At 44.2% G+C, this 24,349-nt stretch carries 17 protein-coding genes and 1 pseudogene; 6 read left to right on the top strand and 12 right to left on the bottom strand.

Annotated features, from left to right (window positions below; translation table 11 throughout):
• Window positions 1-162: 162 nt before the first annotated feature.
• The 9 genes from W7W_RS0109255 to cysQ form a co-directional block, all read right to left on the bottom strand.
• A complete protein-coding gene (locus W7W_RS0109255; RefSeq protein ID WP_010663503.1) occupies window positions 163-1,155 on the bottom strand; it encodes a glycosyltransferase in 993 nt (330 codons plus the stop codon).
• 360 nt (window positions 1,156-1,515) lie between these two features.
• Complete coding sequence (locus tag W7W_RS0109250; RefSeq protein ID WP_157202461.1) at window positions 1,516-1,737, bottom strand: hypothetical protein; 222 nt, start codon at window positions 1,735-1,737, stop codon at window positions 1,516-1,518.
• Between the two features lie 12 nt (window positions 1,738-1,749).
• Window positions 1,750-4,404 (bottom strand): Ig-like domain-containing protein, encoded by a 2,655-nt coding sequence (locus tag W7W_RS0109245; protein ID WP_010663501.1) that lies wholly within the window; start codon window positions 4,402-4,404, stop codon window positions 1,750-1,752.
• A gap of 766 nt (window positions 4,405-5,170) precedes the next feature.
• Window positions 5,171-5,911, bottom strand: coding sequence for a class I SAM-dependent methyltransferase (locus W7W_RS0109240; RefSeq protein ID WP_010663500.1), 741 nt, complete (start codon window positions 5,909-5,911; stop codon window positions 5,171-5,173).
• Between the two features lie 591 nt (window positions 5,912-6,502).
• A complete protein-coding gene (locus tag W7W_RS0109225) occupies window positions 6,503-11,557 on the bottom strand; it encodes an Ig-like domain-containing protein (RefSeq protein ID WP_010663499.1) in 5,055 nt (1,684 codons plus the stop codon).
• Window positions 11,558-12,367: 810 nt separating this feature from the next.
• Window positions 12,368-12,799 carry a putative toxin-antitoxin system toxin component, PIN family gene (locus W7W_RS0109215; RefSeq protein ID WP_010663497.1) on the bottom strand — a complete coding sequence of 144 codons (432 nt, stop codon included), beginning with the start codon at window positions 12,797-12,799 and terminating at the stop codon, window positions 12,368-12,370.
• Window positions 12,774-12,950 (bottom strand): hypothetical protein, encoded by a 177-nt coding sequence (locus W7W_RS0109210; RefSeq protein ID WP_234408955.1) that lies wholly within the window; start codon window positions 12,948-12,950, stop codon window positions 12,774-12,776. The genes W7W_RS0109215 and W7W_RS0109210 overlap by 26 nt, the downstream gene beginning before the upstream one ends.
• 363 nt (window positions 12,951-13,313) lie before the next feature.
• A complete protein-coding gene (cysC, locus tag W7W_RS0109205; RefSeq protein WP_010663495.1) occupies window positions 13,314-13,958 on the bottom strand; it encodes an adenylyl-sulfate kinase in 645 nt (214 codons plus the stop codon).
• A 786-nt stretch (window positions 13,959-14,744) separates the two neighbouring features.
• Window positions 14,745-15,536 carry a 3'(2'),5'-bisphosphate nucleotidase CysQ gene (gene cysQ, locus W7W_RS0109200; protein WP_010663494.1) on the bottom strand — a complete coding sequence of 264 codons (792 nt, stop codon included), beginning with the start codon at window positions 15,534-15,536 and terminating at the stop codon, window positions 14,745-14,747.
• Window positions 15,537-16,405: 869 nt separating this feature from the next.
• Here cysQ and W7W_RS0109195 point away from each other — a divergent pair.
• From W7W_RS0109195 to W7W_RS24050, 5 genes and pseudogenes are all read left to right on the top strand, one after another.
• A complete protein-coding gene (locus tag W7W_RS0109195) occupies window positions 16,406-17,113 on the top strand; it encodes an SIMPL domain-containing protein (protein ID WP_010663493.1) in 708 nt (235 codons plus the stop codon).
• Window positions 17,114-17,253: 140 nt separating this feature from the next.
• Window positions 17,254-17,622 carry a DUF4825 domain-containing protein gene (locus tag W7W_RS21960; RefSeq protein ID WP_010663492.1) on the top strand — a complete coding sequence of 123 codons (369 nt, stop codon included), beginning with the start codon at window positions 17,254-17,256 and terminating at the stop codon, window positions 17,620-17,622.
• Window positions 17,623-17,634: 12 nt separating this feature from the next.
• Window positions 17,635-18,279: a hexitol phosphatase HxpB gene (gene hxpB / locus W7W_RS0109185; protein ID WP_010663491.1), complete on the top strand. Its 645-nt coding sequence runs from the start codon at window positions 17,635-17,637 to the stop codon at window positions 18,277-18,279.
• Between the two features lie 3 nt (window positions 18,280-18,282).
• The gene (locus tag W7W_RS22860; protein ID WP_010663490.1) at window positions 18,283-18,630 is read left to right on the top strand and encodes an ATP-binding protein; all 348 of its coding nucleotides are present in this window, start codon (window positions 18,283-18,285) and stop codon (window positions 18,628-18,630) included.
• 13 nt (window positions 18,631-18,643) lie between these two features.
• Window positions 18,644-18,781, top strand: a pseudogene (locus tag W7W_RS24050) (ATP-binding protein); the annotation flags it as partial.
• A 912-nt stretch (window positions 18,782-19,693) separates the two neighbouring features.
• On the opposite strand, the gene W7W_RS0109165 reads toward W7W_RS24050, so the two are convergent.
• Window positions 19,694-20,872, bottom strand: coding sequence for a hypothetical protein (locus W7W_RS0109165; protein ID WP_010663489.1), 1,179 nt, complete (start codon window positions 20,870-20,872; stop codon window positions 19,694-19,696).
• A 164-nt stretch (window positions 20,873-21,036) separates the two neighbouring features.
• On the opposite strand from W7W_RS0109165, the gene W7W_RS23980 reads away from it, so the two are divergent.
• The gene (locus tag W7W_RS23980) at window positions 21,037-21,162 is read left to right on the top strand and encodes a hypothetical protein (RefSeq protein WP_262492827.1); all 126 of its coding nucleotides are present in this window, start codon (window positions 21,037-21,039) and stop codon (window positions 21,160-21,162) included.
• Between the two features lie 89 nt (window positions 21,163-21,251).
• Here W7W_RS23980 and W7W_RS21950 read toward each other — a convergent pair whose 3' ends face one another.
• Both W7W_RS21950 and W7W_RS0109150 read right to left on the bottom strand, forming a co-directional pair.
• Window positions 21,252-21,890: a DUF6266 family protein gene (locus W7W_RS21950; RefSeq protein WP_010663488.1), complete on the bottom strand. Its 639-nt coding sequence runs from the start codon at window positions 21,888-21,890 to the stop codon at window positions 21,252-21,254.
• Window positions 21,891-22,411: 521 nt separating this feature from the next.
• Entirely contained in the window at window positions 22,412-22,615 is a 204-nt protein-coding gene (locus W7W_RS0109150) for a hypothetical protein (protein WP_148660932.1), read from the bottom strand.
• Between the last annotated feature and the right edge of the window lie 1,734 nt (window positions 22,616-24,349).

Raw genomic sequence — 24,349 nt, 5'->3', positions numbered from 1 at the left:
CCCCCCCCCAACAAGACCGACAGCCTTTTTAAATAATTACAAGGACGGATTTATTTTTTTCGAGGCGTAAAGGTAATAAAAAAAAGAGCATGGAGCATGGAGCAAAAGCAAAAAGCATGGGGCTTGCTCCCTCCCCTTGGGGGAGGGCTGGGGAGAGGTTCCCTATTCATAGAAACTATCTCCAAAGGCATTGAACTCCTCTTTTTTGAAGACTTTTCTTTTAATCCAGGCGTTCATGTACCCCAAACCGTAGCCTGTTAGCTGTGTAAAAGAGGCAGGCACAGCCAGAATTGCAGGTTTTATTTGCTTTAGGGAGAGAATGGCGCCGCCCCAAAATGCCAGGGGGGGAACCAGCACAAAAAACAGGAAAAAAGGAACAAAAAACGAGAGTAATATTGCCACCGGATAGCCAATGGTGAATAGCGATGGGAGCAGGTGTACGGCCTTTGTGGTTCCCGGGTGTCTGGCTTCCAGGTTGACACGGGCTATGCCGGAGTTGAAGACCTGCTTGTAGAAAGAGCTGAAATTATTTCTGCGTTTGTGCCACACCCATGCGTCTTGTAGCAGTGTAGTGGTAAATCCGGCTTCTAACAGCCGCATGCTGAAATCCAGATCTTCGCCAAAGCGCATCCCGGAGAAACCACGGATTGAATGAAATATTTTGGTTCGTACGCCTAAATTGAAACTTCGGGGATAAAATTTATCCATTTTCTCCCGGCCGCCCCGGATGCCACCGGTGGTAAGGAAACTATTCATGGCATGTCCGATGGCTTTCTGTGTGGCATTAAAGTCTTCGTGTGCCCGGTCAGGTCCACCGAAACAGTCAAAGTGTGCTTCGTTCAGGGCTGATGACACTATTTCAATGTATTTTTCGGGTAACAGGCAGTCTGAGTCCAGGAAAATTACCCAATCGCTGTTGGCCTCCTTTGCTCCGGTGTTGCGTGCCGGTCCCGGGCCGGTATTTTCCTGCCACAGGTAACGCACCGGCAGTTGTTGTGACCAGTGTTCTACAATGTCCTGGGAATTGTGGGTGGAGCCGTCTTCCACGATGATGATTTCAAAATCTTTGCTGTGCTGGTGGGTAAATGACTCCAGCAATTCATCTATTTCCTGAGGGCGGTTATATACTGGGACAACGAATGATATCAATGACATGGGGGAATGTTTTTTTCAAATATATGTATTTTGGGGGAAACCTCATAGAAGGCGTTCAAATTGATATAATCTATGTTTTTTATGTATGGAATTTATAATGAGCCTAGCCCCCGGGTTTAGCCGGGGGATTAATGAAACGGCACACAGGTCAGAAGAGCCGGCTTTTGGGGAAATGTAGAAATCATTGGTGTTTATCAGAAGCCGGTTTGAAGCCGGCTGACAAGAAGGTGTTGTGGTATTCTGGAATCCGCGGCCTAAAGACCGGGGCTAATCTCATCCTCAGCCAGCACGCTCCCAAACAAAAAAAACGACCTCATATCTGAAGTCGTTTCTATGATTAAAATTTTGCACACCAAATCATTACCGCTGAAAAGGGTTGTCTTCGAAACTGCTTTTTTCGAAGGACTCATCAGTGGAGTCGGAAGTGGAGGTTGGGTTTTCAGAAGAGTTCCAAATATCATCATCAGGAATAGGAGGTCCATCTGAATTAACTTGCAAAACAATCATTTTGTCTAACTCCACTTCAACGAGTTCGGGACGAATATATTTTTTTTTATTAAACGGGTTTTTCATTCTAAACAAACAACAAGTTGTTTAGAAAACAGTTTTGAACTCAAGTTTTTCTTTTTCTGATTCCACAATCAGGATAACCATACCTTTTCTTGAGACTGCAATCCTGTTTTCTGATTCGGGATTTAATCTGCCACTATCAATGAGTTTTCCATTGGTGTCCAACAATCTGTATGAGGGATTGTTTAATTGGCCAATATACGCAATTATTCCAGAATTGTTTGTGTAGAAGCTGGCTTTTTTTGAATTGTTATTATCATTGGTATCGTTGATAGAAGTTACAATCTCCTTGGTTCCAGAGAAATGTATGACAAATCTGGAGGAGTTGGTGCCAGTTTCAGTGACTTCAAATTGATAGGAGCTTTCAGTATTAAGAGTTATAAAATCATTGATTTCCTTGTCTTCTAAAATTACCTGTGAATTGGGTGGTAAGGTCAGGTCTTTGATGTTGAAAGTTACAATTCCTGTTTTGGCAACTTTAAAAATCAATGGAACGGATATTTCGGTCTGTGAGGGCTGTAGTCCGTTGATTGCCAGATTGGTTGTGATGTTGCTTTCGTTGGTGAAAGAGGTAAATATCTGACAATAATCTATATTCGATGTCAGTTTCTTTTCTGTATCATATGGATCACTTAATGAGTTGCTTGCATTTTCTGCAAATACAATGGCGGTCTCATCCTTTTTTCCATTGAATACAGCTTCCATTTTGAAAGTGGGGTACAACAATCCGGAAGATGCTGATTTCAGATAAGAATAGCTGTTGGCTTGTAAAGAACTAATTGTGAAGGTAAGATTAGCTGTACTTACTCCCGGTGATACCCTAACCCAAAATGCCTGATGCGAGGGAATGCCTGACTGTCCGTTAGGAATTCCAATACCTACATTAGACTCAGCATTGTAAGTGTTGTATTTTTCTTCAAGATTGTCCCAAATCCAAAAAGAATTTGTTATTTCTGTTTTTTCAAACTGCAATTGATTGAAGTCAATCGTTGCAGAGAAAGGATTGCTAATCAGATTCCAGCCTAAACCTCCGGTATTGTTCCTTTGAACGGAAACCTGCTTGTTTGTAGTGACAGGAATTCCACTAAATATAAGTGAGTTGTCACTCCGGCATAAATAACCAATACCGGGAATTAATTCTGTGTCATCTTCTGCTCTTACGAATGTGTTGTTGTCATTGTTGTACGTAAATAGGCGATTGGTGATTTGTGCAGAATTCTTGGTTGCACCGCTAACAGAAGTGCCAATATAGTAATTCCTGTCATTGGCTTCAATGTGTTGATGGAACCGAACATTTTGCGGATCTACATTTAGAGTACCATCGGCAGGAATGAACGAAGCGTTGGATTCCAAACTGGATTGAAGGACAAAAAGGCCGTTAATGTTAAGAGTTCCTCCATTGAGGGTTAAAGAAGCCCCCGGTTCCACATAAAGATTGTTCACAGTGGCGGTTGTTCCTGTCTCAATAACAGGATAGTTTGCTAATCCAGCCGGTATATTAATGCTGTTTCCGGATGTATAACTGCCTTCCCAGTTTTCGGGGGTCTCCCAGTCACTATCAGCACCATTGCCTGTCCATTTATTTGCCAGCTCGGTGGTAAAGGAGAAACTGCCGGTTTTGGTTGACTGCTCATTACCGATAATGTCCTCAAATTTTTGAAGGAATGAAACTGTATAAGTGGTGTTTCCCTCAAGTATTTTAGAGGGGGTTAAGGTGATGGTTTTGTCATTGTTGGAAAATACTGCATTAAAAGGTACGATTTCGAAAGTGCTTTCGATTCTGAAATAAGTGGATGCATTATCTGAAGTTATTTCAGTTCCGTCGGTGCTGTATAATTTTTCATTGAAAGGTAACGTTATGGATGTTTCCAAAAGAACTCCGGTTGCATTATCCGCCGGAGTATAGTTGTTGGATAATGATGGTGCTTTCAGGTCGATTTCAATTTTAACTACGTCTTCTGCAAATTTAGTTCCGTTGTATGCCAGAATGTGGATGTAGTAACTTACTCCTGAATTTAAATCAGAGATGTCGATATTTTTGGTAAAAGTATTGTTTGCTGTGAGTGTCGCAGAACCACTCACGTCCATCAGATTTCCATTTTCATCTTTACCCTCTGTAATGAAGGTGTTGGAGGGCGAGGTTAAAGATTCGGTAACAACATAATAGCAGGTGCCATCCTGATCAGTACCTCCGGTAAGATCCACCGAGGTAGGGGATTCGTTAATTAGTGATGGTTGTACGGTCCAGTTTGGTGGACCGGCTTCGGTGGTAAAATTCCATGCGTCAGGATTGGAAATTCCTGAAAAGCCCTGGATAGCTCCATCGGGTATTATTACGTAGTAAGTGGAATTTATTTCAAAATCAAAATGGTTGATGGTTAGCGTATTTGAATTTGGAGGGATGTGAAGTTTTGGATTGTAACTAATGCCTCCAAATATAGGGAAACTTTCAAACTGACTTCCATCAGAATTTTTAATTTCAATATTGTAAAAAGTGGTAGTTCCAAAACTTATGTTTTCATCAAATGTCAAAGTCAATGTCTCATTAATAGGAACACTGTTTTCTCCTGGTGCGGGATTGAACCCCCCTTCAATTATGCTTGGAGTTTGAGCCGATAAAGAAAGAATAAACAGAGACATTCCCCCAATCAATCCAATTTTAAGTAGAAGTGTTTTCATAATCGTCAATTTAACCCTGTGTGTAACCATGTTCAAAAAGCCTTGTTCATTGTGGTAACATCAAAAAATGCAAACTTCTGCGTTGCTTCAAAATTTTTAAATCCTCATATACTTTAGTAAACACCGGTTTTAAAATTTCTTGTGCCTTGAATTTTTTTATTTTCAGATACCCGGGTATTCGTGTGTTTTAAAAGTAACGCGTAAATTTAACTGTTTGTACGCTATTGACATAGCAAAGGGTACGTGAATGAGGGGTTTAGTTGATGAAGGGAGGGAAAGCGATGATTAATTATCAATTATCAATGATCAATTGGAGGCCTCCCCTAACCCCTCCCAAGGAGGGGGATTGATTCTTTGAGTTGGGAGATTTTATTGTGATTGTCAGGCAGGGTTAACTTGAAAATCTTTACGAACGAAACGGGGATGGGAATGACTGCTGTAAAAGAATATAATATCCGCAGATGACGCAGAGAATCACAGAGGTTGCTTCGCAACTTTTTAGGATCCGCAGATGGTACTGATGGACGCAGATGAGTTTTATGATGAAACGAGCATGATATTTTTTAAGCATAAATATCACAAAAGAATATGTCTAAAAAATATTTAGCGAGAGCGAAGCGGTTCCATTCGTTCTCAAATTTTTAATTAGTTTTTTATCACGCAATTACAAAACAAATCCGCCCGAACGGGGGAATCACAGGGGTTGCTAAGCAACGTTTAAGAATACACAGATGGCACAGATTAGTTTTAATCCGTTTTCTCAAATTCAGGAGGTTATTGTTAATCTTGCCAGATAATCGAAATGCTCCCCTTCGGCGATGCGTTCAAACCGGAATCCGTTTTTTTCTGCATGGTATTGCAGCAGCTGGTCGTCGATGAAAAGCCAGGGGAAGCGTCGTCCTTTGCGCCCTTTGTAACTCATGCGGTATTCCACTTCACCGTAGTAGCTGTCGTTGAGATTGATGAGGATGCTGCCGTCGTCCTCCAGAAAGAGGTAGCGCAAATCGGAGCTGTCAACTAATATCTGGCCTCCGGGTTTCAGCAGTTTTCGTGCGACAGAGAAAAATTCTTTTAAACGATGGGTGGTGCCTGCGATTCCGATGCCGTTCATAAGCATCAGAAGTGTATCGTAGCGGACTCCTTCTGTCAGGTTGAAGAAGTCTTCCGACAGGATGTTCTTTACGCCCCGTTGCTGCATTACTTCACAGGCGCCCGGACTAATTTCGAGGGCTGTGACTTCCATGTTCTGTTCCTGTAGCCATAGCGCATGTGATCCGGCACCTGCTCCGATGTCCAGCACTTTACCCTTGCACAGAGTCAGGGCTTCCTGTTCCAACGAGGGCATTTCTTTATAGGGGCGGAAGAGATAGTGAACCGGAATGATGTCGGTCTCAGCGATGTTGCTCCAGACTTCAATGCTGAGATTTTTGTCGGGTTTTTGTAGGTAATCCCGGCAGGCTGTGCCAATGATGTCGAGCGCTTTTGGTTTGATGGAATCTTTTTTCAATGTGGGTGTTTTTTGCAAAGATAGAAAAAAAAGGGGGGCCTCCCCTAACCCCTCCAGGGAGAGGGATGGAAAGCCTCCCCTAACCCCTCCCAAGGAGGGGGATGGAATTTTTCAGGGGGAAGAATTCGTTTGAAAAGTTGTGGGGACCAGGTGATTTGTCCTTTTACCTGAAAAGAAATTCGCCCGGCGGGAGTTTTGTGTTGAGTGTTTTGGGTTTGTTTCTGAGTGATTCAGGTTTGAAAAAGTGTTACCCCTGCCGGGGATTAAATTATTTTTTGTGTTGTATATGTTCTACCAGATTGTTGCCTTACTCCTGGGGCTTTTCCTAGTGAAATATTTGGGATCTTGGGTTGCCATGGATCAGCCCCGGCGGGGCGGCAGTATGGTAGCATTGGCATTAAATTATATGGAAAAGCCCCGGCAGGGGTGACACCCTGTTATGATGATTGGCGGTCTTTGGATAGAATTCTCGTCAGGAGACGAGAGATGAAAAACCCCTCGTTCGGAAACGAGGGGTAGGGGGATATTCTTAACCTCAATTTTTTTCTCTTTCATCCTACGAAGCTTCAGCGGAGTAGGAAACCAATCTCTTTACTCTACAGCCACTTTATGCTGTTCCTTCCCATTTTCTGACAGGATGGTAACCACATAAATACCGCTGACGGGCGTATCGATGTAATGAGTGGAACCCGGATTTAGTTTGCCGGTTTCCAGGGTGCGTCCGCTCAGGTCGTTGAGATGATACCTTAGGTTTTGAACATTGGGTGTTTCCACTACGATTTGTGACTGATGCGTGTAAACGATACAATTGTCGGATTGTTTTTTCTCCGGAGTTTGTATGGCTGTGGCCACTGACTTTCTGACCATTTTCAGGGTAAATCGTGAAGAGTTGGTCCCTGAGGTGTTCACATCAAAAGTGTATGGGGAGTATTCACTCAGTGCCCAGTCTTTATTCTCCACATGATCGGTCAAAATTAACTGGTCGAGGTCGTGAATGGACTGTTCGGAAACTTCTATTTGGAAACTCCCTGCCTGGTTAGCATAAAATCCCAAAGGAATGGATTTTTCTTTCCAGTCGCTGTCAGGAATGGCATTGATTGCAATATTGGTTCCATCAACCGGGACAAACAACTCTATGGTGGCAGAGGCTCTGGACAAATATTTTTCCGAATCCAGATGATCCAGACCGTCAATGGCATCGGGGTGCATTACAATGGCAGTTTCATCTCTGACTTCTCCGTTGCTTCCTGCTAGTTTTAATGAAGCAGGCGTAAAACCGGCCGATTTCAGATAGGAGTTCTCGTTGTTTTGCACATCAGCCACTTCAAAGGTGACGGACGATTCCAGGTGACGCATTTCAGCAGGTACTTTGACGAAGAACGCATGATTGGAAGGAATCACCGATGAGGTCAGATTGACACCCGTTTCCAATTCCTGGTTATATACGCCGTAAAGATTCTGAGTATTGTCCCAAAGCCAGAAACCGTTTGCCACATTGTTTTGGGTGACGTTGTTCCAGTCAATGGATGCCGTAAATGGATTGCCTACCAGATTCCAGCCTTTACCTGCAGAGGACCATTGCACAGGAATGGTAATATCGGAAAGATTGATGCCTCCGGAGAAGGTGATTGTTCCCACTTCGCTTCTCAGAAGGTATCCATGACCGGGTTGAAGCGTTTCTGTCTCTCCCAGTTCTAAAAAGCTTCCGTCACCATTGCTCCATTCAAAGAGTTTATTGGTAACCCCCATGTCAGCCTTTGTTGCTCCATTGGTAGGGGATGATACATTATAGTTTCTATTATTGGCCGAAATGGCTTGTTCAATTTTTACACTGTCAGGCGTCACTGTGAGACTGCCTCCGGTATAAATATAGGAGGCATTAACCTGATCGGACGATTGCAGTCTGAACTCACCACTTACCGAAAGAATGCCTGATGAGTGTGTGAGAGATGCCCCCGGTTCAATGTTCAGGTTGTAGATGGTAATGTCGCCTGAAATTTCCGGATAGGATGTCACGGAATTTGGAATATGAACACTGCCATCGGTATAGCCTCCCTGAGGCTGGCCTTCCCAGTTATCCGGGTCTGTCCAAACAGTGGCATCTGTTCCTGCTCCTGTCCAGGTGTAAAGCTGGTCTGTGGTAAAGGTGGTAACTGTAGAAACTGTTTGTCCGTTGCCAATCTCGTCATATACCTGATTGACAGTTATGGTGTATCCGGTTCGGGGTTGTAAATCAGCCGAAGGAGTAACCGTTATTTCTCTTCCTGATGGGGCGATGCTGACCGAATGGTTGACAGAGGCGCCACCATCAGTAACGGTCAACCCAATCAGCCCGGTCAGGTTGGTGTTAGCATATTCGGTTCCTGAGTTGTCGAAGATTTTCTCATTGAAGGAAATTTTTATTTTTCCATCCTGTGGAAAATAATCGGTTCCATCGGCCGGAAAAATCGTAGTGACCGGTGCCACCTTGTCAATCAGTAGGGTGGTTGGTTTAGAATAGAGGTCTTTGTTGGTGTGTTTTGCCACCAGGTGCATGTAGTAATAGGAACCTGAAGGCAGATTCGATTCAGAGATGTCAATTCCGGTATGTGTAAAAATGGTATTGGCTGTTAGTGGGCCATCCCCGGCGACCATAGCATCAACTACTGCTGACAACTTGCCGGCAACGATTTGTTCCACTGTCGGCGCTGCCTCACTGTCAGAAATCACAAAATAGTAACGTGAATCGATATTGGTTTGCAAATCCAGATCAATGCTATTGGTAGTGATGTCGCTGAAAACCGGATATCCGGTTATCCAGGATGGTGGTTCCGGAAGGGTCGTGAATACCCAGTCGGTATTGTCAGAAATGCCATCAAAAGCAAAACCTGTATCGGCTGATTTTACAAAACCTGCATCCATGGTGACATAGAGGGTCTCTTCGTGTGGCATATTCAGATTGTAAAAGGTCAATGTGTTACCATTGATGGTGAGTTTGTTTTCTGATGTGGCACTTACAATTACGGCATCACCACCTCCATCCTGATAATGAATGACCATATTCCCTGTACCTCTGGCAATGGATTGGTCAAAAGTCAGAATCAGTTGTGCATCTACCGGTATGTCGAAGCTGTTGTTGGCCGGATCATAGGTGGATATGGCCGGCCCTGCAGGTGAGGTAAAGGTCCAGGTGGTGGTTTCTTCTAATCCGGGAAATGCCACTCCACTGGCTGTTGACCTTACAAACCCTGCATCCATGAGGACGTAAAAGCTTTCGGATGGAGGGAATTCCTGGTGAGAGATGGTAAGCACATCGTCTGTGATGCTGATGTTTTCAGTATCTTCAAAAGTGATGGACTGAAAAGTAGTATTATCGGTTTCGTATTTAATGCGGATTGCCCCTGATGTTCCCAATTCAATGTTTTCAGAAAAGGTAATGGTCAGGTTGCCGGTGGCTGATGTTAGCTCATTACCGCTGACGGGGTCAAAAGAGTTGGCCGTAGGGGGGGCTGCTGTGGTAAAGCGCCACTGGTTATTGTCAGCTATTCCACCAAAAGTCACATCAGTACCTTCAGACACAATTACTCCGGGTTCAATTTTTACAAAATAGGTTGTTTCTGCAGTTAGCAAGTCATGGTTTATGCTCAACGTGTTGTTTGAGAAAACCAGATCGGGATCATCGAAAGAGAAAGCCTTAAAGGCAACTCCGTTTTCGCTGCCATCGTCTCTGCGGATGTTTAGATAACCTGTGTTTCCGCGCTTAATGTTCTCGGAGAATGTGAGCGTTAATGGTTGGTTTACCGGAGCCGAAGTCTCCCCGTTTAATGGGTCATAACTTGATATGGTTGGTGCTCCGGCAGTGGTGAAACTCCAGCTTTCGTCACTGATGCCTTCCCAGGGAGTCCCTGTGGCATCCGATACCACCATGCTGTTTTCTACTTGAATGTGATAGGTGGTTTCAGGCGATAGAATTGAGTGACTGATGGTTAGGATATCATTGACAAAAGTAAGTTGTTCACTGTCAAAAGCGATGGTCTCCACTACTGTTTCGTCACTTTCACGAATGGTCAGGGAGCCTGATGTTCCCCGGACAATATTCTCATTGAAATCGATACTGAAAGGTGCTGTGATGGATATTCCGGTTGCGGCGGCAGCAGGAGTCAGAATCTCTGCAACCGGACCTCCGTTAGTGGTAAAAGTCCAGTATGATGTGCCGGAGATGGCATCTGCCTCCATTGCAGTATTGGCCGACTTTACCAGGCCTTTATCCGTAAGAATGTAGTAATCGGTATTGCCGGACAGAGGTGAGTGCGTTACGGTCAGAATTTTATCTGTGATGGAGAAATTAGCGCTGTTGTTGGTGGTGTTGATGGTTTCAATCAATTCGTTGGCCGTATTGTAGATGTACAGGTTTTTATTGTCTCCCGTTGTGATGTCTTCATTATATGTGAGTGTCAAAGCCTGATTTCCCGGCACCTTAGTAACCCCGTTGGGGGCAACTTCCTGCAGAACCGGAGCAGCGACAGTCATGAAATCCCATTCCTGGTTGAGTCCGTCAACCTTGGTGGAAGCGATTTTGTTATCATCCGCAGTAACAAGACCTTCGTCCACCACCACATAAATGGATGAATATGCCGGAAAAAGATTGTGATCGATGGTTAGCGTGTAGGTATTGGAATCGTACGTAAAAAATGCAGGGTTATCTGTTGTGTTGATGGTTTGAAAATGCTGTTGACCGTCAGAATAGATGGTCACATTTTTATCGGAGGCCAAAGTAACAGGCTTATCATACCTGAGAGTCAATGGCTCATCGGCATGGACGATTGCTTCCGGGGTATTGGCCGGACCATATTCGGCAACTATAGGCGCTGTGGCGGTGGTAAAAGCCCACGAAGATGTTCCGTCTATGGCAGCAGAACCCACTCCTGATGTATTTGAAACAACAAGCCCTTCATCTGCGTCAATGTAAAATCCCTGATCTCCGTTAAAGGCATTGTGGTTAATCTCCACGGTTTTGTTATCGGTGGTGTTGACAGATATTAAGGTACCATCGTTGGTATTGATGGTCTGAAATACAGTGCCGTCTGACTTTTTGATGGTGAGGTTTTTGTTAGCCGCTAAGGTTACCTCCTCGTTGTAGGTAACAGACAACTGCTGAAGTCCTGTGACGCCTGTGGCATTGTGGACGGGCGAAACCGTTGAAACAGCTGGGCGGGATACGGTGGTGAAACGCCATTGGGTATTCGTATCGTCGATACCGGAGAAAGAATTTCCTGCTGCATCTTCAAGAGCACCAGCATCGATTATTACAGAATATTGGGTCTCAGGTTCAAGAGTTGAAGAGGGTGTGAGAGTTATTGAGTTATTGTTAAGTTCAATGCTACCTGAGAAACTACCTGCTCTGCCATTAGCGATAAAAATATCAAGCAACCTATTTGAAGGATTGTTTGTTTCTTCAATTATAATGTACTTGGAAGTACTGGATGAATTGTATTGGATTGGCTCATTAAACGTCAACTCCAGCACCACGTCCAGGGATACACCCGTTGCATCCTCAGTAGGGTAGTAGGAGCTAACTTCAGGAGGAATTTCATCCTGTGCCTGAGCATGAAACGAATTGGCAAAAAATACCAATAAACCGATGAGTAAAGGGTAAATCTTCTTCATATTGTACTGCTTTGTGGAACAACACGGTTGGGAGCCGATGGTTGTTACCTGGTTACCTGGGTGTTATTCTGTGACGAAACAATTAAAAACTTTGACGAATGTACGAAAAATATTGATAAAAGGTTACGGGGGCCCCCTAAATCCCCCCAAGGGGGACTTGAGATACCATTAGACAGGGAAATCCGCAGATGGCGCAGATGGACGCAGATGAGAAACGGGCATGGAGCACAGTGCATGGGGCTTATGGAAAGATAAATTCGGATATTTCTATTTGTGGGGATATGGCTGTTTAAAAGCCCATATGGTTTTCCTATACATGGATTTTTATAATGAGTTTAGCCCCCGGGTTTAGCCGGGGGATTAATGATATCCCATATACATTGGATTAGCCGGCTTCGAGCCGGCTTTTCCCAAAATATGCCAGGTTTTTATTGTTGTTAGAAGCCGGCTGATATGGAATGTCCGGGGTGTAAGGGATCACCTGCCTAAAGACAGGTGCTAATCTTATGGGATGGGGCCTCCTAAATATGGCCCCTAAATCCCCCCAGTGGGGACTTTGAGATACTATGAGACAGGTAATCTGTTTTTTATAGGGAATAAGAGGTATTGAAAAGTAATGTTCGAAAATATCTGAAGCCATGGACCAGCCCCGGCGGGGCGACAGTATGGTAGAAAGAATGTTTATGATAAAAGTGGCTTACTCCCTCTCCTTGGGGGAGGGCCGGGGAAGGGCCTTTTTTTCTCGTCAGGAGACGAGGGATGGTGAACCCCTCGTGCGGAAACGAGGGGTAGGGGGAATCCGCAGGTGGATTAATGGGCTTTGAAGGGTAAACGTTCAAATTCTTTGTAGGAGATTATATTTGCAGAATGTATAGATTGGAGAATAAGAAGATCGTTATCTCCGGTAATCAGATAGTGTGCATTTGCATCTATGGCAAGAGAAAGAAGGTAGTTGTCTTTTGGGTCTCTACAAATATCCACATTTGATTTTACATCAATAACTTTAGCACAATCATCCAGTAATTCAAAAAACTCATTTATTTGGTACTGCGTAAATATCTTGCGGATTTTGGGCTTTTTGAAAACTTCTGATAGTTCAGAAATCTGTTCTTTACAGGTAATTATTTGTATTGTGCCGGAAGAGATGATCTTATGTAAGCCTTTTAAGTGCTTCCCAATCAAGAATGAAATCCATACATTGGTGTCAATAATTACTCTACTTGCCTTGTTTGCCTTCTTCATATCTTTGTTGCCTGACGTCTTCTACTTCCTTTGTTATTTCATCAAAAGAAATTTCATCGGATTGTGTCGATTTAAGAAGCTTTTCAAATCGCTTTGGAAACAAGGAGTGTTTCAATTCTTCATATATCGCCAATTTATCTTTTTCATCCATTTTACGAATGGATTTAAGAAATTGACTTCTGTTGAGCTGTATATTAATAGTTTGCATAATTGTCTTATTGTGTTTAATTCAAAAATACAAAAATGCAATGATTTTATCAATAGGAAGATCATTTTTGGAGGCCTTTGTTGCCTGTAACTAAGTGGATGGGGTGACAGAAAACCGGAACATGAGTGGGCCCCTAAATCCCCCCAGGAGGAGTGGCCCCTTAAATCCCCCCAAGGGGGACTTTGAGACACCATGAGGCTGTCAGTCTGTTTCTTATGGGAATAAGAGGTATTGAAAAGTAATGTTCGAAAATATCTGAAGCCATGGACCAGCCCCGGCGGGGCGGCAGTATGGTAGAAAGAATGTTTATGAAGAAAGTGGCTTACTCCCTCTCCTTGGGGGAGGGTTGGGGAGGGGCCCCTTCACTTCCGACAATATGCTTTCAAATAACTGCTCCACTGATTCATCTGCCGGTTGCGAGGAGGTATCGATGCGCATGAAGGGATCTTCCGGGACTTCAAAGGGGGAGCTGATTCCTGTGAAATTAGGAATCTTGCCGTTTCTGGCTTTGGCGTAGAGGCCTTTTACGTCTCGTTCCTCGCAAATATCCAGGGGGGTGCTGACATGTATTTCGATGAAATCTTCCTCTCCGATGATGCTGCGGGCCATATCGCGAATGTCGTTGGTGGGACTGATAAAAGCACACAGGGTGATGACACCGCTGTTGAGGTATAACTTGCACACTTCGGCAATGCGACGGATGTTCTCTTTGCGGTCGGCCTCAGTAAAGGAGAGGTTGTTGTTGATGCCCGAACGGATATTGTCACCATCGAGTACCTGGCAGAAATAGCCGTTGGCAAAGAACTTCTTCTCCAGACCGCTGGAAAGGGTGGTCTTTCCCGAGCCTGACAAGCCGGTGAACCATATGACTTTGGATCGCTGATTGAGAAATTCTTCTTTCTTGCTGCGGTCGTAGATTTTGTCGAAGGTGGTATGGATGTTGGTGGTCATTGGTTTTAGTGCTTAGTTGTTTTAAATTTTACAAGGATTCTTCGCAGGCTCAGAATGATACTAGCTGTTAGCTCGTAGTTGTTAGCTCTTAGGGGTTGGTTTCTGGAGGGTGCGTCGCTACTGGTTAACACTTCTGACTGATTTATTAGAGATTCTTCGCAGGCTCAGAATGACACTTAGCCTTAGTCTCACTTCGTCGGAGTGGATTTGTAATCCACTCCGTTTACCTTCCTTGGATTTGTAATCCAAATAAAGCGGATTCTTTGTTATCAAAGCGGCAGAGCCGAGCGGCAAATACGCAACTTATAACCGTGTGGATTACAAATTCACCCGGACAGAGGATTCTTCGCAAGCTATCAATGATAGATTTTTGTAAAAGCCAAAAAAATCAGCAAGTTGATAGTGGGTCCCCATTCGGTGACCCGGTCTCATTTGTTCAGCTTTTCCCCGGGTTATCGCCCCGGGGGTATTGACTATCGTCGATCTTCGATTCAAGTTTACCCCCTCTTGGGAATAGCCACATCTGTCATACCCAAATTGAGCGGTTCTCACTCAATCGATTAAGAAAATGTAAGGTTTTCACCAAAAAGATGGTGAAAAACCAACATTTTCTAAGTCGGGGTTAACGCTAAGTAATGCGCTACTTCGTTACCCTCGTACCGCTCAACTTAGGTAATATATGCATTATTCCCCAAACTTTTTAGGGTAACCACTTTGCTTGATACTTAACCTCAGCCTCAACCTAATCCTTTAGTTCCTCTGGGAGTATTTATGGGGCCTTTCCCCTCATTTCACCACAAAAAACGGATTGAGCAGGTTTTCCTTATTATAGATCAGTTCTTCATCTGCATCTACCTGCATCACTTTTTTCCCCGCAGCTTTCACCACCGCATGTCCGGCTCCGGTGTCCCATTCCATGGTAGGGCCAAAGCGGGGATACACATCAGCTTCGCCCAGGGCTACCAGGCATAGTTTTAGGGAACTGCCAATGCTGACAGTTTTTACGGGGCGATCGGATGATTGTTCCAGTTGTGCAATGTAATTTTTGGTCTCTTCATTGAGGTGCGACTTGCTGGCTACTACATTCAGGGTTTCCCGTTGCTGAGCAATAGGAAGTTTCTCAGTTCGGGGAGAGATGGTTTCCGGTGTTTCTGCCGGAGAGATGTGTTGAGCCAGAAAAGCACCATTTTCCAGATCACCAAAATATATTTGCTGCAAAACAGGGGCGTAAACCACTCCGAGTACCGGGGTCCCGTTCTCAATCAGTGCAACGTTGACGGTAAACTCTCCATTGCGCTTGATGAACTCTTTGGTGCCGTCGAGGGGATCGACCAGCCAGAAACGCGACCATCCTTTGCGTTCTTCATAAGGAATTTGAGCACCTTCTTCACTGAGAATGGGAATGCCTGTCTCTTCCAGATGTTTTTTGATGATGTTGTGTGCCCGCACATCTGCGATGGTCAGTGGGGAATTATCCTCTTTGGTCTGCACCTGGAAATCGTGGTTGTCATACACGTCCATGATTTCGGCAGCACCTGCCAATGCGGCTTCTATAGCGGTTTTTGTGAGTTGTAGCATAATATTTGTTGGTTTACTATGCGAAGATAATGAATTTTGGGGAGAAGGGGGGATGGAGCCCCCTAAATCCCCCCAAGGGGGACTTTGAGACTTGGAAATCCGTAGATGGCGCAGATGACCGCAGATGAGAAACGGCCATGGAGCACAGTGCATGAGGCTTATGGAAAGATAAATTCGGATATTTCTATTTGTGGGGATATGACTGTTTAAAAGCCCATGTGGTTTTCCGATGCATGGATTTTTATAATGAGTCTAGCCCCCGGGTTTAGCCGGGGGGGGTATTGATATGCCATACATGGTGGATGAGCCGGCTTCGAGCCGGCTTTTCCCAAAATATACCAGGTTTTTATTGTTGTTAGAAGCCGGCTTGAATCCGGCTGATATAGGATGTCCGGGGTGTAAGGGATCACCTGCCTAAAGACAGGTGCTAATCTCATGGGATGGGGCCTCCTTTTTAATAATAAGAGATTCTGACAAGAAATATCAAAAGTTTTCCGAAGCCATGGACCAGCCCCGGCGGGGCAACAGTATGGTAGAATGAATATGTGTGATAGAAGCGGCTTACTCCCTCTCCTTGGGGGAGGGATGGGGAGGGGCCTTTCATTGTTTTCTCGTCAGGAGAGGAGGGCTGTTGAACCTCTGGTGCGGAAACGAGTGGTACGGTGGTTGCATGGATTAATCCGTATAGGTCCCGGATTTAGCCGGGGCATTTAAATTCCCTCTCTTCACGCAACCTATCAGTATTATTGTCATCTGACGGATGACCATTTCATTTAACTGTAATGAGACGCAATGGTCCTGTTTTTTGCAAGTGCAGGAGCTGCAATTACTCTTGCAGTAGCGGAGTTTAATTAATAAAATAGAAGCAAATGAAGAACTTATTTATTTTAATGCTGGCAACTATTTCTCTGACGGCATTCAGTCAACCGGGAAACAAAAATTTTATCGATCAAAACTACATTGAAGTCACTGGTAAAGCTGAGATGGAAATCGTTCCCGACGAGATTTATCTGAAGATTCTGCTAAACGAAAAAGAGCTGAAAGGCAACCAGACCGTTGATGAGGTGGAGCAGAAAATGATAAGTAAACTTGAAGCCACCGGAATTGATGTTTCCAGAGCACTCTCTGTAAAGGATATGGTGAGCAATTTCAGACAGTACTGGATTCTTGGTGCCGATATCAATGCACAAAAAGAATACCAGTTGGTGGTGACAGCTGCAAAAACCGTGGGACGGGTATTTCAGACACTGCATTCGTTGGGAATTTCTAATATATCCATAGAGCGTGTGGATCATTCCCAACTGGAAAAGTTTAAAACAGAAGTAAAGATAAATGCCATAAAAGCTGCAAAAGAGAAAGCCGCTTCACTGACCCAGGCCATTGGTCAGTCAGCAGGGCAGGCACTTTATATTCAGGAATTAAATTCGCATATTTACGGGGCGTATAAGAGTGGTGAAAGCATGATGGCCAATATGGTTGTCAAAGCCCGGGGGGGCAATGAAAGCGCAGCTCCGCAAATAGAATTTGAGAAAATAAAACTGGAGTATTCAATTTTGGTGCGTTTTGAATTGCAGTGAATTGAATCTTTATGATGTTCTGTTATTTTTGTTTGACCGATATGAGAAAACAAGTTTTGTTACTGATGTGTACGGTTCTCAGTTTGGGGATAGCATGTAGCTTTCCAAAAAAGCAGAACAGGGGTACAGTTGATAGGTTAATGGGCTATAATCAATCTTTTGTGGGGGATGCCAGTGCTGTAGGAAATATATTGACTTTGTTGGATGTGGAGCGGGAGAAGCTTGCTTTGTCAACCGACAGCAGGCCATACATTATTCATGTATTTTGCATGGCGCAGAAGGATTCGATAAAGCAGAGTACGTTGAAAGAGATTTATATGGGGAGGTCAGCTGTTCTTTTTTCGCTGGTGAAAAATGTGGATGAAATAAAATTTTCTTTCCCTGTCGGCAAGGAATATGTCTTTACCCGTGATGAATTGGATCATCTTTATGGCGTGACTTTCGGTTTATCAGTCGATGACCGTGGTAAATGGATAAAGAAGGTGTTAGCAGGAATACCAATAGTTTAATATCAATAGCATATGATGGTTCACCAGGCAGTTATTTTTGATATGGATGGTGTTTTGATTGACACAGAGGAGCTTTGGGCACAGGCCGAAACTGAAGTTTTTTCATCGTTGGGGGTGGAGTTGACTGCCGAAGGTCTGGAGCGTACCAGAGCTATGACCACGGCAGATGTGACTGCATTCTGGTATTCCAGGTTTCCCTGGAAACACGAACCTCCTGAAGTTGCAGAACAGAAAGTGGTCTCCAGGGTTATTGAGCTAATCAGATGCACGGACTGCACCATTGATGGCGTTCTCCCTTTCATTGAACAGCTGAAATCCCGGAATTTCAAGATCGGACTGGCTACCAATTCGCCTGCGAGGGTGATTCCCTCGGTGCTTCAAAAAACAGGACTGGAGGATATGTTCGATGTTGTCTGTTCAGCCGAACATGAGGAAAAAGGGAAGCCCCATCCCGCCATATATCTGCAGGCTGCCCGAAGGCTGAAGACGCCTCCATCCGGGTGTGTGGTCGTTGAAGATTCATTGTACGGAATGCAGGCAGCCAAAAGCGCTGGCATGCGTGTTGTCGCATTCCTTCCTGATGCCGGGGAGCAGAATTGTGAGCTTGCCGACCATGTTATTACTACTTTCGAAAATGCGGATTCTTTACTTTTTTAAATTATGTGGCGTTCAAGCATTAGTCCGGACGAAGATGTGAGTCCGTGGATATTTTTTAGTAAGTTCAAAGAGAAAGCCTTTAATTTAAAAGAAACTTATCACAGAGAGAAGGTCGAAATCAGGGCCTCTGTGCGCCTTCCGGAGAATTTTGTTTTAAAGACCAACCTGGCCTATTTGCAGGAGATCATGTTACACCTTATCAGTAATGGGCTCAAATATACCGAAGCAGGTGTTGTAGAGTTTGGCTGTTACTTGGATTCTTCTGAAAGGCCGGTTTTTTTGTCAGAGACACAGGGGCCGGAATCTCATCGAAAAACCAGAAAATTGTTTTTGATGCCTTTGAGAAGGTAGAAACAGAAGGCGCCGTGAACCGGGCCTTGGCATCGGACTGACCCTTGTGGCTAAAACTGTTCAGGCTGCCGGAGGTCATATTTGGCTGGAATCGGAGCCGGGTAATGGGAGTTGCTTTTGCTTTTTCCTGGGAAATAATCAGCAGGTCTAAAGACAGAAGAACCCGGCAGAGGTGACATCTTTTTAATGATCAATTATCGGAGCCTGAGTGGCTTGTATGTTTATTTATAATAATAGGGAACCCGATCCCGAAGGTAACGTATGTTTATGGATGGATGAGAATTTGGTTCCTGTTGGCCCCTTTCAGGGACCTTGTGTGGTGGGTTTCTTTACCCCGGACTACATCCGGGGTTACTCAAATTTGCCCCTTTCAGGGACCGGGGTGACACCAAGTAGAATGTCATTCTGAGGAGGTACGACGAAGAATCTGTTTCTTAAAAAAAATAGGTTTAACTTATATATTATTCCATTTGTTGTGTTGTTTAGAGATTCTTCGCAAGCTCAGAATGACAAGTCACGCTCTTAGCCTCAACCTCTTTTTTCTTCTGCCTTCTGCCTTCTCTCTTCTGCCTTTTTCACACAGAGCATCACGGAGTGGTTGAGTTACTAGTTTGGCTCCTACTACTGGCTACTGACTAAATCCTGAGATTCTTCGCAGGCTCAGAATGACAAATGCTCTTAATATGAATTTTTATAATGAGATTAGCCCCCGGGTTTAGCCGGGGGATTATTGATGTACCATACATGGTGGATGAGCCGGCTTTTCAAAAAACATTCAAGGTGTTGGTTGTTGGTCAGAAGCCGGCTTGAAGCCGGCTGGCATGGAATATCCGGGATATAATGTATCACCTGCCTAAAGACAGGTGCTAATCTCATGGGATTCTTTTGCGCAGTGGTGTTACCATTCAAAACCGGAAACGTTACAGGGGGCCGCAGATGGACACAGGTGCTTGATACTACTGGCTACTGGCTACGCACTACTGACTAAATTCTGAGAGGTTCTTCGCAGGCTTAGCATGACAACATTCCCGGACTGGAATGGCTCCGGAGGCCACTCAGCCTCCTATATATATTCACTGATTCTTTCCCGCAAATATTTAGCAAGAGAAACAGGGGAGTAGAAACCTTCTCCACGCACCATTTTTACCAGGAATATGTTTGATATCAGGTTGATGGTGTTATTTCGGTCGCGTTGGTTGGGAATGAGGATGGTTTTGTTTTTGATGAGTTTGCTAAAAAGCTCCAGAAATTTCTCCTGACTGTCGAACCATTGTATTTTGGGGGTACTGTCGGTAACATCGATGGACTCTTTAATGGCATTTTTGATTTTTCTTTTGAGGTGGTCGTAAATGCAATAGGTATTGGTGTTCAGTTCGGAATTGGTGTAGTGTGGTTTTCCCAGTTTTCCATAAGCATATAAAGATGAATTTATTCTCTCCAGTTCCGGTAGTGGATTTTTGCTCTTTAGACATTCTGCAATAATTCTGCAAATGAAATTTTCGGTATTGTAAATGTTTAATATACCTGTATTTATGATCCTGTAAAATATGTTGAAAGAATTAAGAATTGACGAACTGTTTTGTAAATACAATTTTGCTTTTTTCAAATTTGAAAGCATGAGTTTTTCGTCGGAAAGATTGTGAGGTGGGAAAAGACCAAAATTGATTTCAAGCGTTTTAAGCATTTGGGTCAATCCCTGATCCTTATATTTTTCTGAGAATGAGGGCAGGGTAGAGATCATTGATTTCAGTGGATTCTGATGAGTTCGGATATCCCGGTGTATCAACTCTTCCAGGTGAGGGCATTGCGTTTTTATCTTTTGCAACGATTCCATATCAATCTTAGCATGTGTAAGATGGGATGGGGGCAGAATATTGTGGGGGAGTAAAGGGGACCATACTGTGGCAGCATTGTTTAGAAAATGCGATATTTTCAGATAGAAAGCCACGTCCATGTAGTAAGACTTTAATGACTTTTGAGGAACCTGATTTATTTGCCAGTCAAATTTGTCGTACTGACGTTTCATGTAAATGAAACTGTTAAAGGATTTTCTCAGTAGTTCTACTGTTTCTGTTTTTTGAGGATTGGTGTTTATCATCCTGATATGATTCACGATGGAATCAAAAATGGGAGAGAATTCTTTTTCCGGGTCATCAAGGTTACTTGGATCCACATTTTGCCATTGGGTTCTAACATGGTCGAGCACCATGAAATAACTCCGGGTTAAGGGAGTTTCGGTCATTTTAATTAGATTTTTAGGTTAATTGGTTTAAAGGATATCAAAATTAATATCCGTTTATTTTGGAAATGAAACTAAAAATATACTAAAATATATTAAAAAATCAAGTTCTTATGATTGGTGGTAAGGTTCAATTCATAAAGGCTGAAATGTTTAATATTTAGATAATGAGTGTGTTAATAAATTTAGATAAAACCGGAGAAGTGATGGATGAGGATGATATTTTCCAGGTTTTCTGCGTGTTTCAATGGAAACAGGATTGGGAAACCGGAATTTTGTATAATAAATTTTAATTTTCTGTTGGTATCCATCTTAGGTTTCATCCGGGAATGTAAGGTTAGGACCGGAACCAATAGCTCCGGTCCTGTTTATGATCTTAGAATCACGGAATTTCCACTGTCCCCAGATAATTACTGTTACTTACCTGGGTGCGTTCTCCGGTTCCGGCAAATGCCAGGTAGCAATGGAATATACTTCCTGAAGTACCCTGGGGTACTGTCAGGCTGGCCGCTGCATTACTACGGCTGACAGCCCCTATGGCCATTAGAGGTGCTGCGGTATCACTGACTGCCACCACCAGTGCATCGTCTTCTGCATGGGCGTCTCCTTCACCTGAATTGTCGTGCCAGGAGAAATTGATGGAGCTGTCTTCCAGGTTGGTCGAAGCATCGCGGGCTCCTGTGAGATTGCCTTTGGCAATTTTCAGACGCTCATAATTGATGGCAAAAGCCGGAGCTTCGCCTTCCATGGCATTGATCAGCAGGTCGGAAAGAGCTGCATTGATAGGTGTTTGCTTTTGTTGCTGGGTTCGGAAACCTATTCTCAGGACAGGCCCCAGCGGTTGTAGAAAGGCTGTTGCCTGCCTGAACTTCTCCCGTTGGTTCAGTTGCCTGTTTGTAGGCGGTTTACTGCTCGGATCGGGCAAGGAACGCATATATTTGATGCCTTTCCATTTACTTCCGATTACGGTTCCTACTTTTCCGTAGAAATTACCCAATATTCCTTTTTTGGTTGTTCCCATGATTTTTGTTTTTTGTGTCTGACCGGTTAGTTATGAGCATCCGGGCCCGATTCATCAGCATCAGGATCCATGGTGACGCGTCTTTGCTTGTGTGGCCCTGGAATTCCGCAGTACCCCTCATGGTGATTTTACCAGAGGGGAGCCGCACGGCGGTGCGGCTCTGTGTGCTGTTTTATTACTGATCAGACTGATTAAAAAATTGATTTAATTTGGGCCTGCTGAATAAGTCTGCAGCCCTGATTCTTATTTCTTTATTTTTGTTCTTTTTGGCATTGCCCCAAAAAGAACGAAAAAGGTCTAGTCGGTTTAAACCTATCTGCCCGCGTCAGGGTTAATTTCCGGCTGGCCCGCAAGGCCTTGAAGTCGCCCATTAACCCTTCCCGCCAGCCGCCGGCCCGGAAAACGGACAGGCCACCGCGCCTTTTGAACAGTGAATCTCTTTTTTTATAAAAGAGTTTTTTTATTCAGCAGAGTGTTTTAAAATTTTATTCATTTGTTCAGCAGGCTACGGTTATATCCGCCTATTCTTTTTTGTCGGATTTTTTGCGGAACAGTTTTGCGACCTGGTTGGTAAGGATACCGCCCAGCAAACTGATCAGGGTCTTGGTGAGGAGCATGACCAGCGTGCTGATCTCGTCTCCTCCGTCAGGGATAGGATCTACCATTTGCATGGTTCCGGCAGTTCCCAATGCGCCGGTGATGAAATTGAATGTTTTATTCATCATTATTCTGTTTTCTCAGGAACCTGGTTCCCGATTCTTTTTTTAATGATGCGGATCTTTAATTGTCCCGGCAGCTACCCCGAAACGGTTGTCCGCTTTCAATCGATTGATGGGTGCAAGATAGAGCGACCTTTTTTTATATAAAATGAAAAGAACGTTCTTGTAATGAGTTGTAATTAGGAGGAAATGGCCCCCTAAATCCCCCCAAGGGGGACTTTGAGATACTATGAGACAGGGAAGTCCGCTGATGGCGCAGATGGACGCAGATGAGAAATGGGCATGGAGGTGTTAGCTCATAGCTAGTACCTTTTAGCTGTTAGGGCAGGCAGCGGTTTGGATATTACCAGGTATTTTTCAATTAATCTCGGGGTAAGAATTGTTTGATTTCTGCCCCCGTTCGGGCGGATTTGCAATCCGACCGTTTTGACCACCTGGGATTTGCAATCCTCTTTTGCTATTCAATTCATAGGTGGAGATAATTATTGTTCGAATCCTGCTTTTTATGATGGATCAGACCCGGCGGGGCGGCAGTATGGTAAAAATGAATGTTTGTGATAGAAAAGATGAAGCCCCGTCAGGGGTGACACTTTTTAATGACCAATGACCAATGACCAATGACCAATGAGCAATGAGCAATGAGCAATGACCAATGAGCAATGACCAATGATCAATGACCAATGATCAATGATCAATGATCAATTATCTGGTGCTATTGCCAAAACCACTGAGGATATAGAGGAGGTTTTTAATTGTTTTCTCGTGCGGAAAATGAGGGGTATGGAGGATCGGAGCCTGAAGGGCTCGCATGTTTATAGTTTGGTCACCAGAGAAACCGACGCTGAAGGAGTCGTACGTTTATGGATGCGGATTTGTTGGCCCCTTTCAGGGACCTTATGTGCCGGGTTCCTTTTTTCCCCGGACTGCATCCGGGGTTACTCAAATTTGCCCCTTTCAGGGACTGGCTGTTACCATGGAAAATGTCTTTCATTGTTTTCTCGTCAGGAGACGAGGGATGGTAAACCCCTCGTTCGGAAACGAGGGGTAGAGGGGTTATCAGTTTTTTTTATGAGAATAGCACCTTGTTTTAGGGGGCTAACTTTTCATGAGTTTTTGAATGCCGGAATATACGGGCTGAAAGCCCAACTAAATATAGCCCGGTGGCAACGTCCCGGGGAAAAAACAGGTTTGGTTTTTACGCCCTGTAAGGGCAGGTAAAGAATGGGTGAAAAAATGTTCTGGCAGTTAGATCCACAAATTCCAGGTCATCATTTCAATACTAAAAATATTGGCACTGCAGTGGTGAACCTTTTTTTGATGTGCTTAACTCCGTAATCTGTTTATTGACAGTTTGTTATGTTGCTTTTGGAAAGTCTGTCTCTGCATGATTTTAATATTTTGTTAAATAGTAATTGCATTAAATGGTTGAATGACAGCGAGTTGGCTGGATGGCGTTTGACCCTTCTCCGAGGCTTGTTCGGGGCTTCTTCGGCCTTTGTTCGGCTTTTCTGCGACTCTTATAAGGTCGAAGAAGAGTCGCAGAACAGTCGAAGGAGAGTCGAAGCAGGTACGACGGAGGGTCGGAGGAGGGTCGAAGGAGAGAGAGGGCCTCCCCTAGCCCCTCCCAGAGAGGGGGATTAAAGCCTCCCCTAACCCCTCCCCGAGAGGGGGATGGATTCTTTTAGGGGGAAGATTTTTTTGTGATAGCCGGTTGTTGTGAGGGGGTGGCCCCCTAAATCC

It is taken from the genome of Marinilabilia salmonicolor JCM 21150 (genome assembly GCF_000259075.1).
Taxonomy (GTDB): Bacteria; Bacteroidota; Bacteroidia; order Bacteroidales; family Marinilabiliaceae; genus Marinilabilia; species Marinilabilia salmonicolor.
This window is presented reverse-complemented; position numbering and strand designations above follow the sequence as displayed.

What these genes read in the sequence shown, in the direction of transcription:
- W7W_RS0109255 (WP_010663503.1), bottom strand. Translation starts at nt 1,155, where the DNA reads ATGTCATTGATATCATTCGTTGTCCCAGTATATAACCGCCCTCAGGAA.
- W7W_RS0109245 (WP_010663501.1), bottom strand. Translation starts at nt 4,404, where the DNA reads ATGAAAACACTTCTACTTAAAATTGGATTGATTGGGGGAATGTCTCTG.
- W7W_RS0109225 (WP_010663499.1), bottom strand. Translation starts at nt 11,557, where the DNA reads ATGAAGAAGATTTACCCTTTACTCATCGGTTTATTGGTATTTTTTGCC.
- W7W_RS0109215 (WP_010663497.1), bottom strand. Translation starts at nt 12,799, where the DNA reads ATGAAGAAGGCAAACAAGGCAAGTAGAGTAATTATTGACACCAATGTA.
- W7W_RS0109210 (WP_234408955.1), bottom strand. Translation starts at nt 12,950, where the DNA reads ATGGATGAAAAAGATAAATTGGCGATATATGAAGAATTGAAACACTCC.
- cysC (WP_010663495.1), bottom strand. Translation starts at nt 13,958, where the DNA reads ATGACCACCAACATCCATACCACCTTCGACAAAATCTACGACCGCAGC.
- cysQ (WP_010663494.1), bottom strand. Translation starts at nt 15,536, where the DNA reads ATGCTACAACTCACAAAAACCGCTATAGAAGCCGCATTGGCAGGTGCT.
- W7W_RS0109195 (WP_010663493.1), top strand. Translation starts at nt 16,406, where the DNA reads ATGAAGAACTTATTTATTTTAATGCTGGCAACTATTTCTCTGACGGCA.
- W7W_RS21960 (WP_010663492.1), top strand. Translation starts at nt 17,254, where the DNA reads ATGGGCTATAATCAATCTTTTGTGGGGGATGCCAGTGCTGTAGGAAAT.
- hxpB (WP_010663491.1), top strand. Translation starts at nt 17,635, where the DNA reads ATGATGGTTCACCAGGCAGTTATTTTTGATATGGATGGTGTTTTGATT.
- W7W_RS22860 (WP_010663490.1), top strand. Translation starts at nt 18,283, where the DNA reads ATGTGGCGTTCAAGCATTAGTCCGGACGAAGATGTGAGTCCGTGGATA.
- W7W_RS0109165 (WP_010663489.1), bottom strand. Translation starts at nt 20,872, where the DNA reads ATGACCGAAACTCCCTTAACCCGGAGTTATTTCATGGTGCTCGACCAT.
- W7W_RS23980 (WP_262492827.1), top strand. Translation starts at nt 21,037, where the DNA reads ATGAGTGTGTTAATAAATTTAGATAAAACCGGAGAAGTGATGGATGAG.
- W7W_RS21950 (WP_010663488.1), bottom strand. Translation starts at nt 21,890, where the DNA reads ATGGGAACAACCAAAAAAGGAATATTGGGTAATTTCTACGGAAAAGTA.
- W7W_RS0109150 (WP_148660932.1), bottom strand. Translation starts at nt 22,615, where the DNA reads ATGATGAATAAAACATTCAATTTCATCACCGGCGCATTGGGAACTGCC.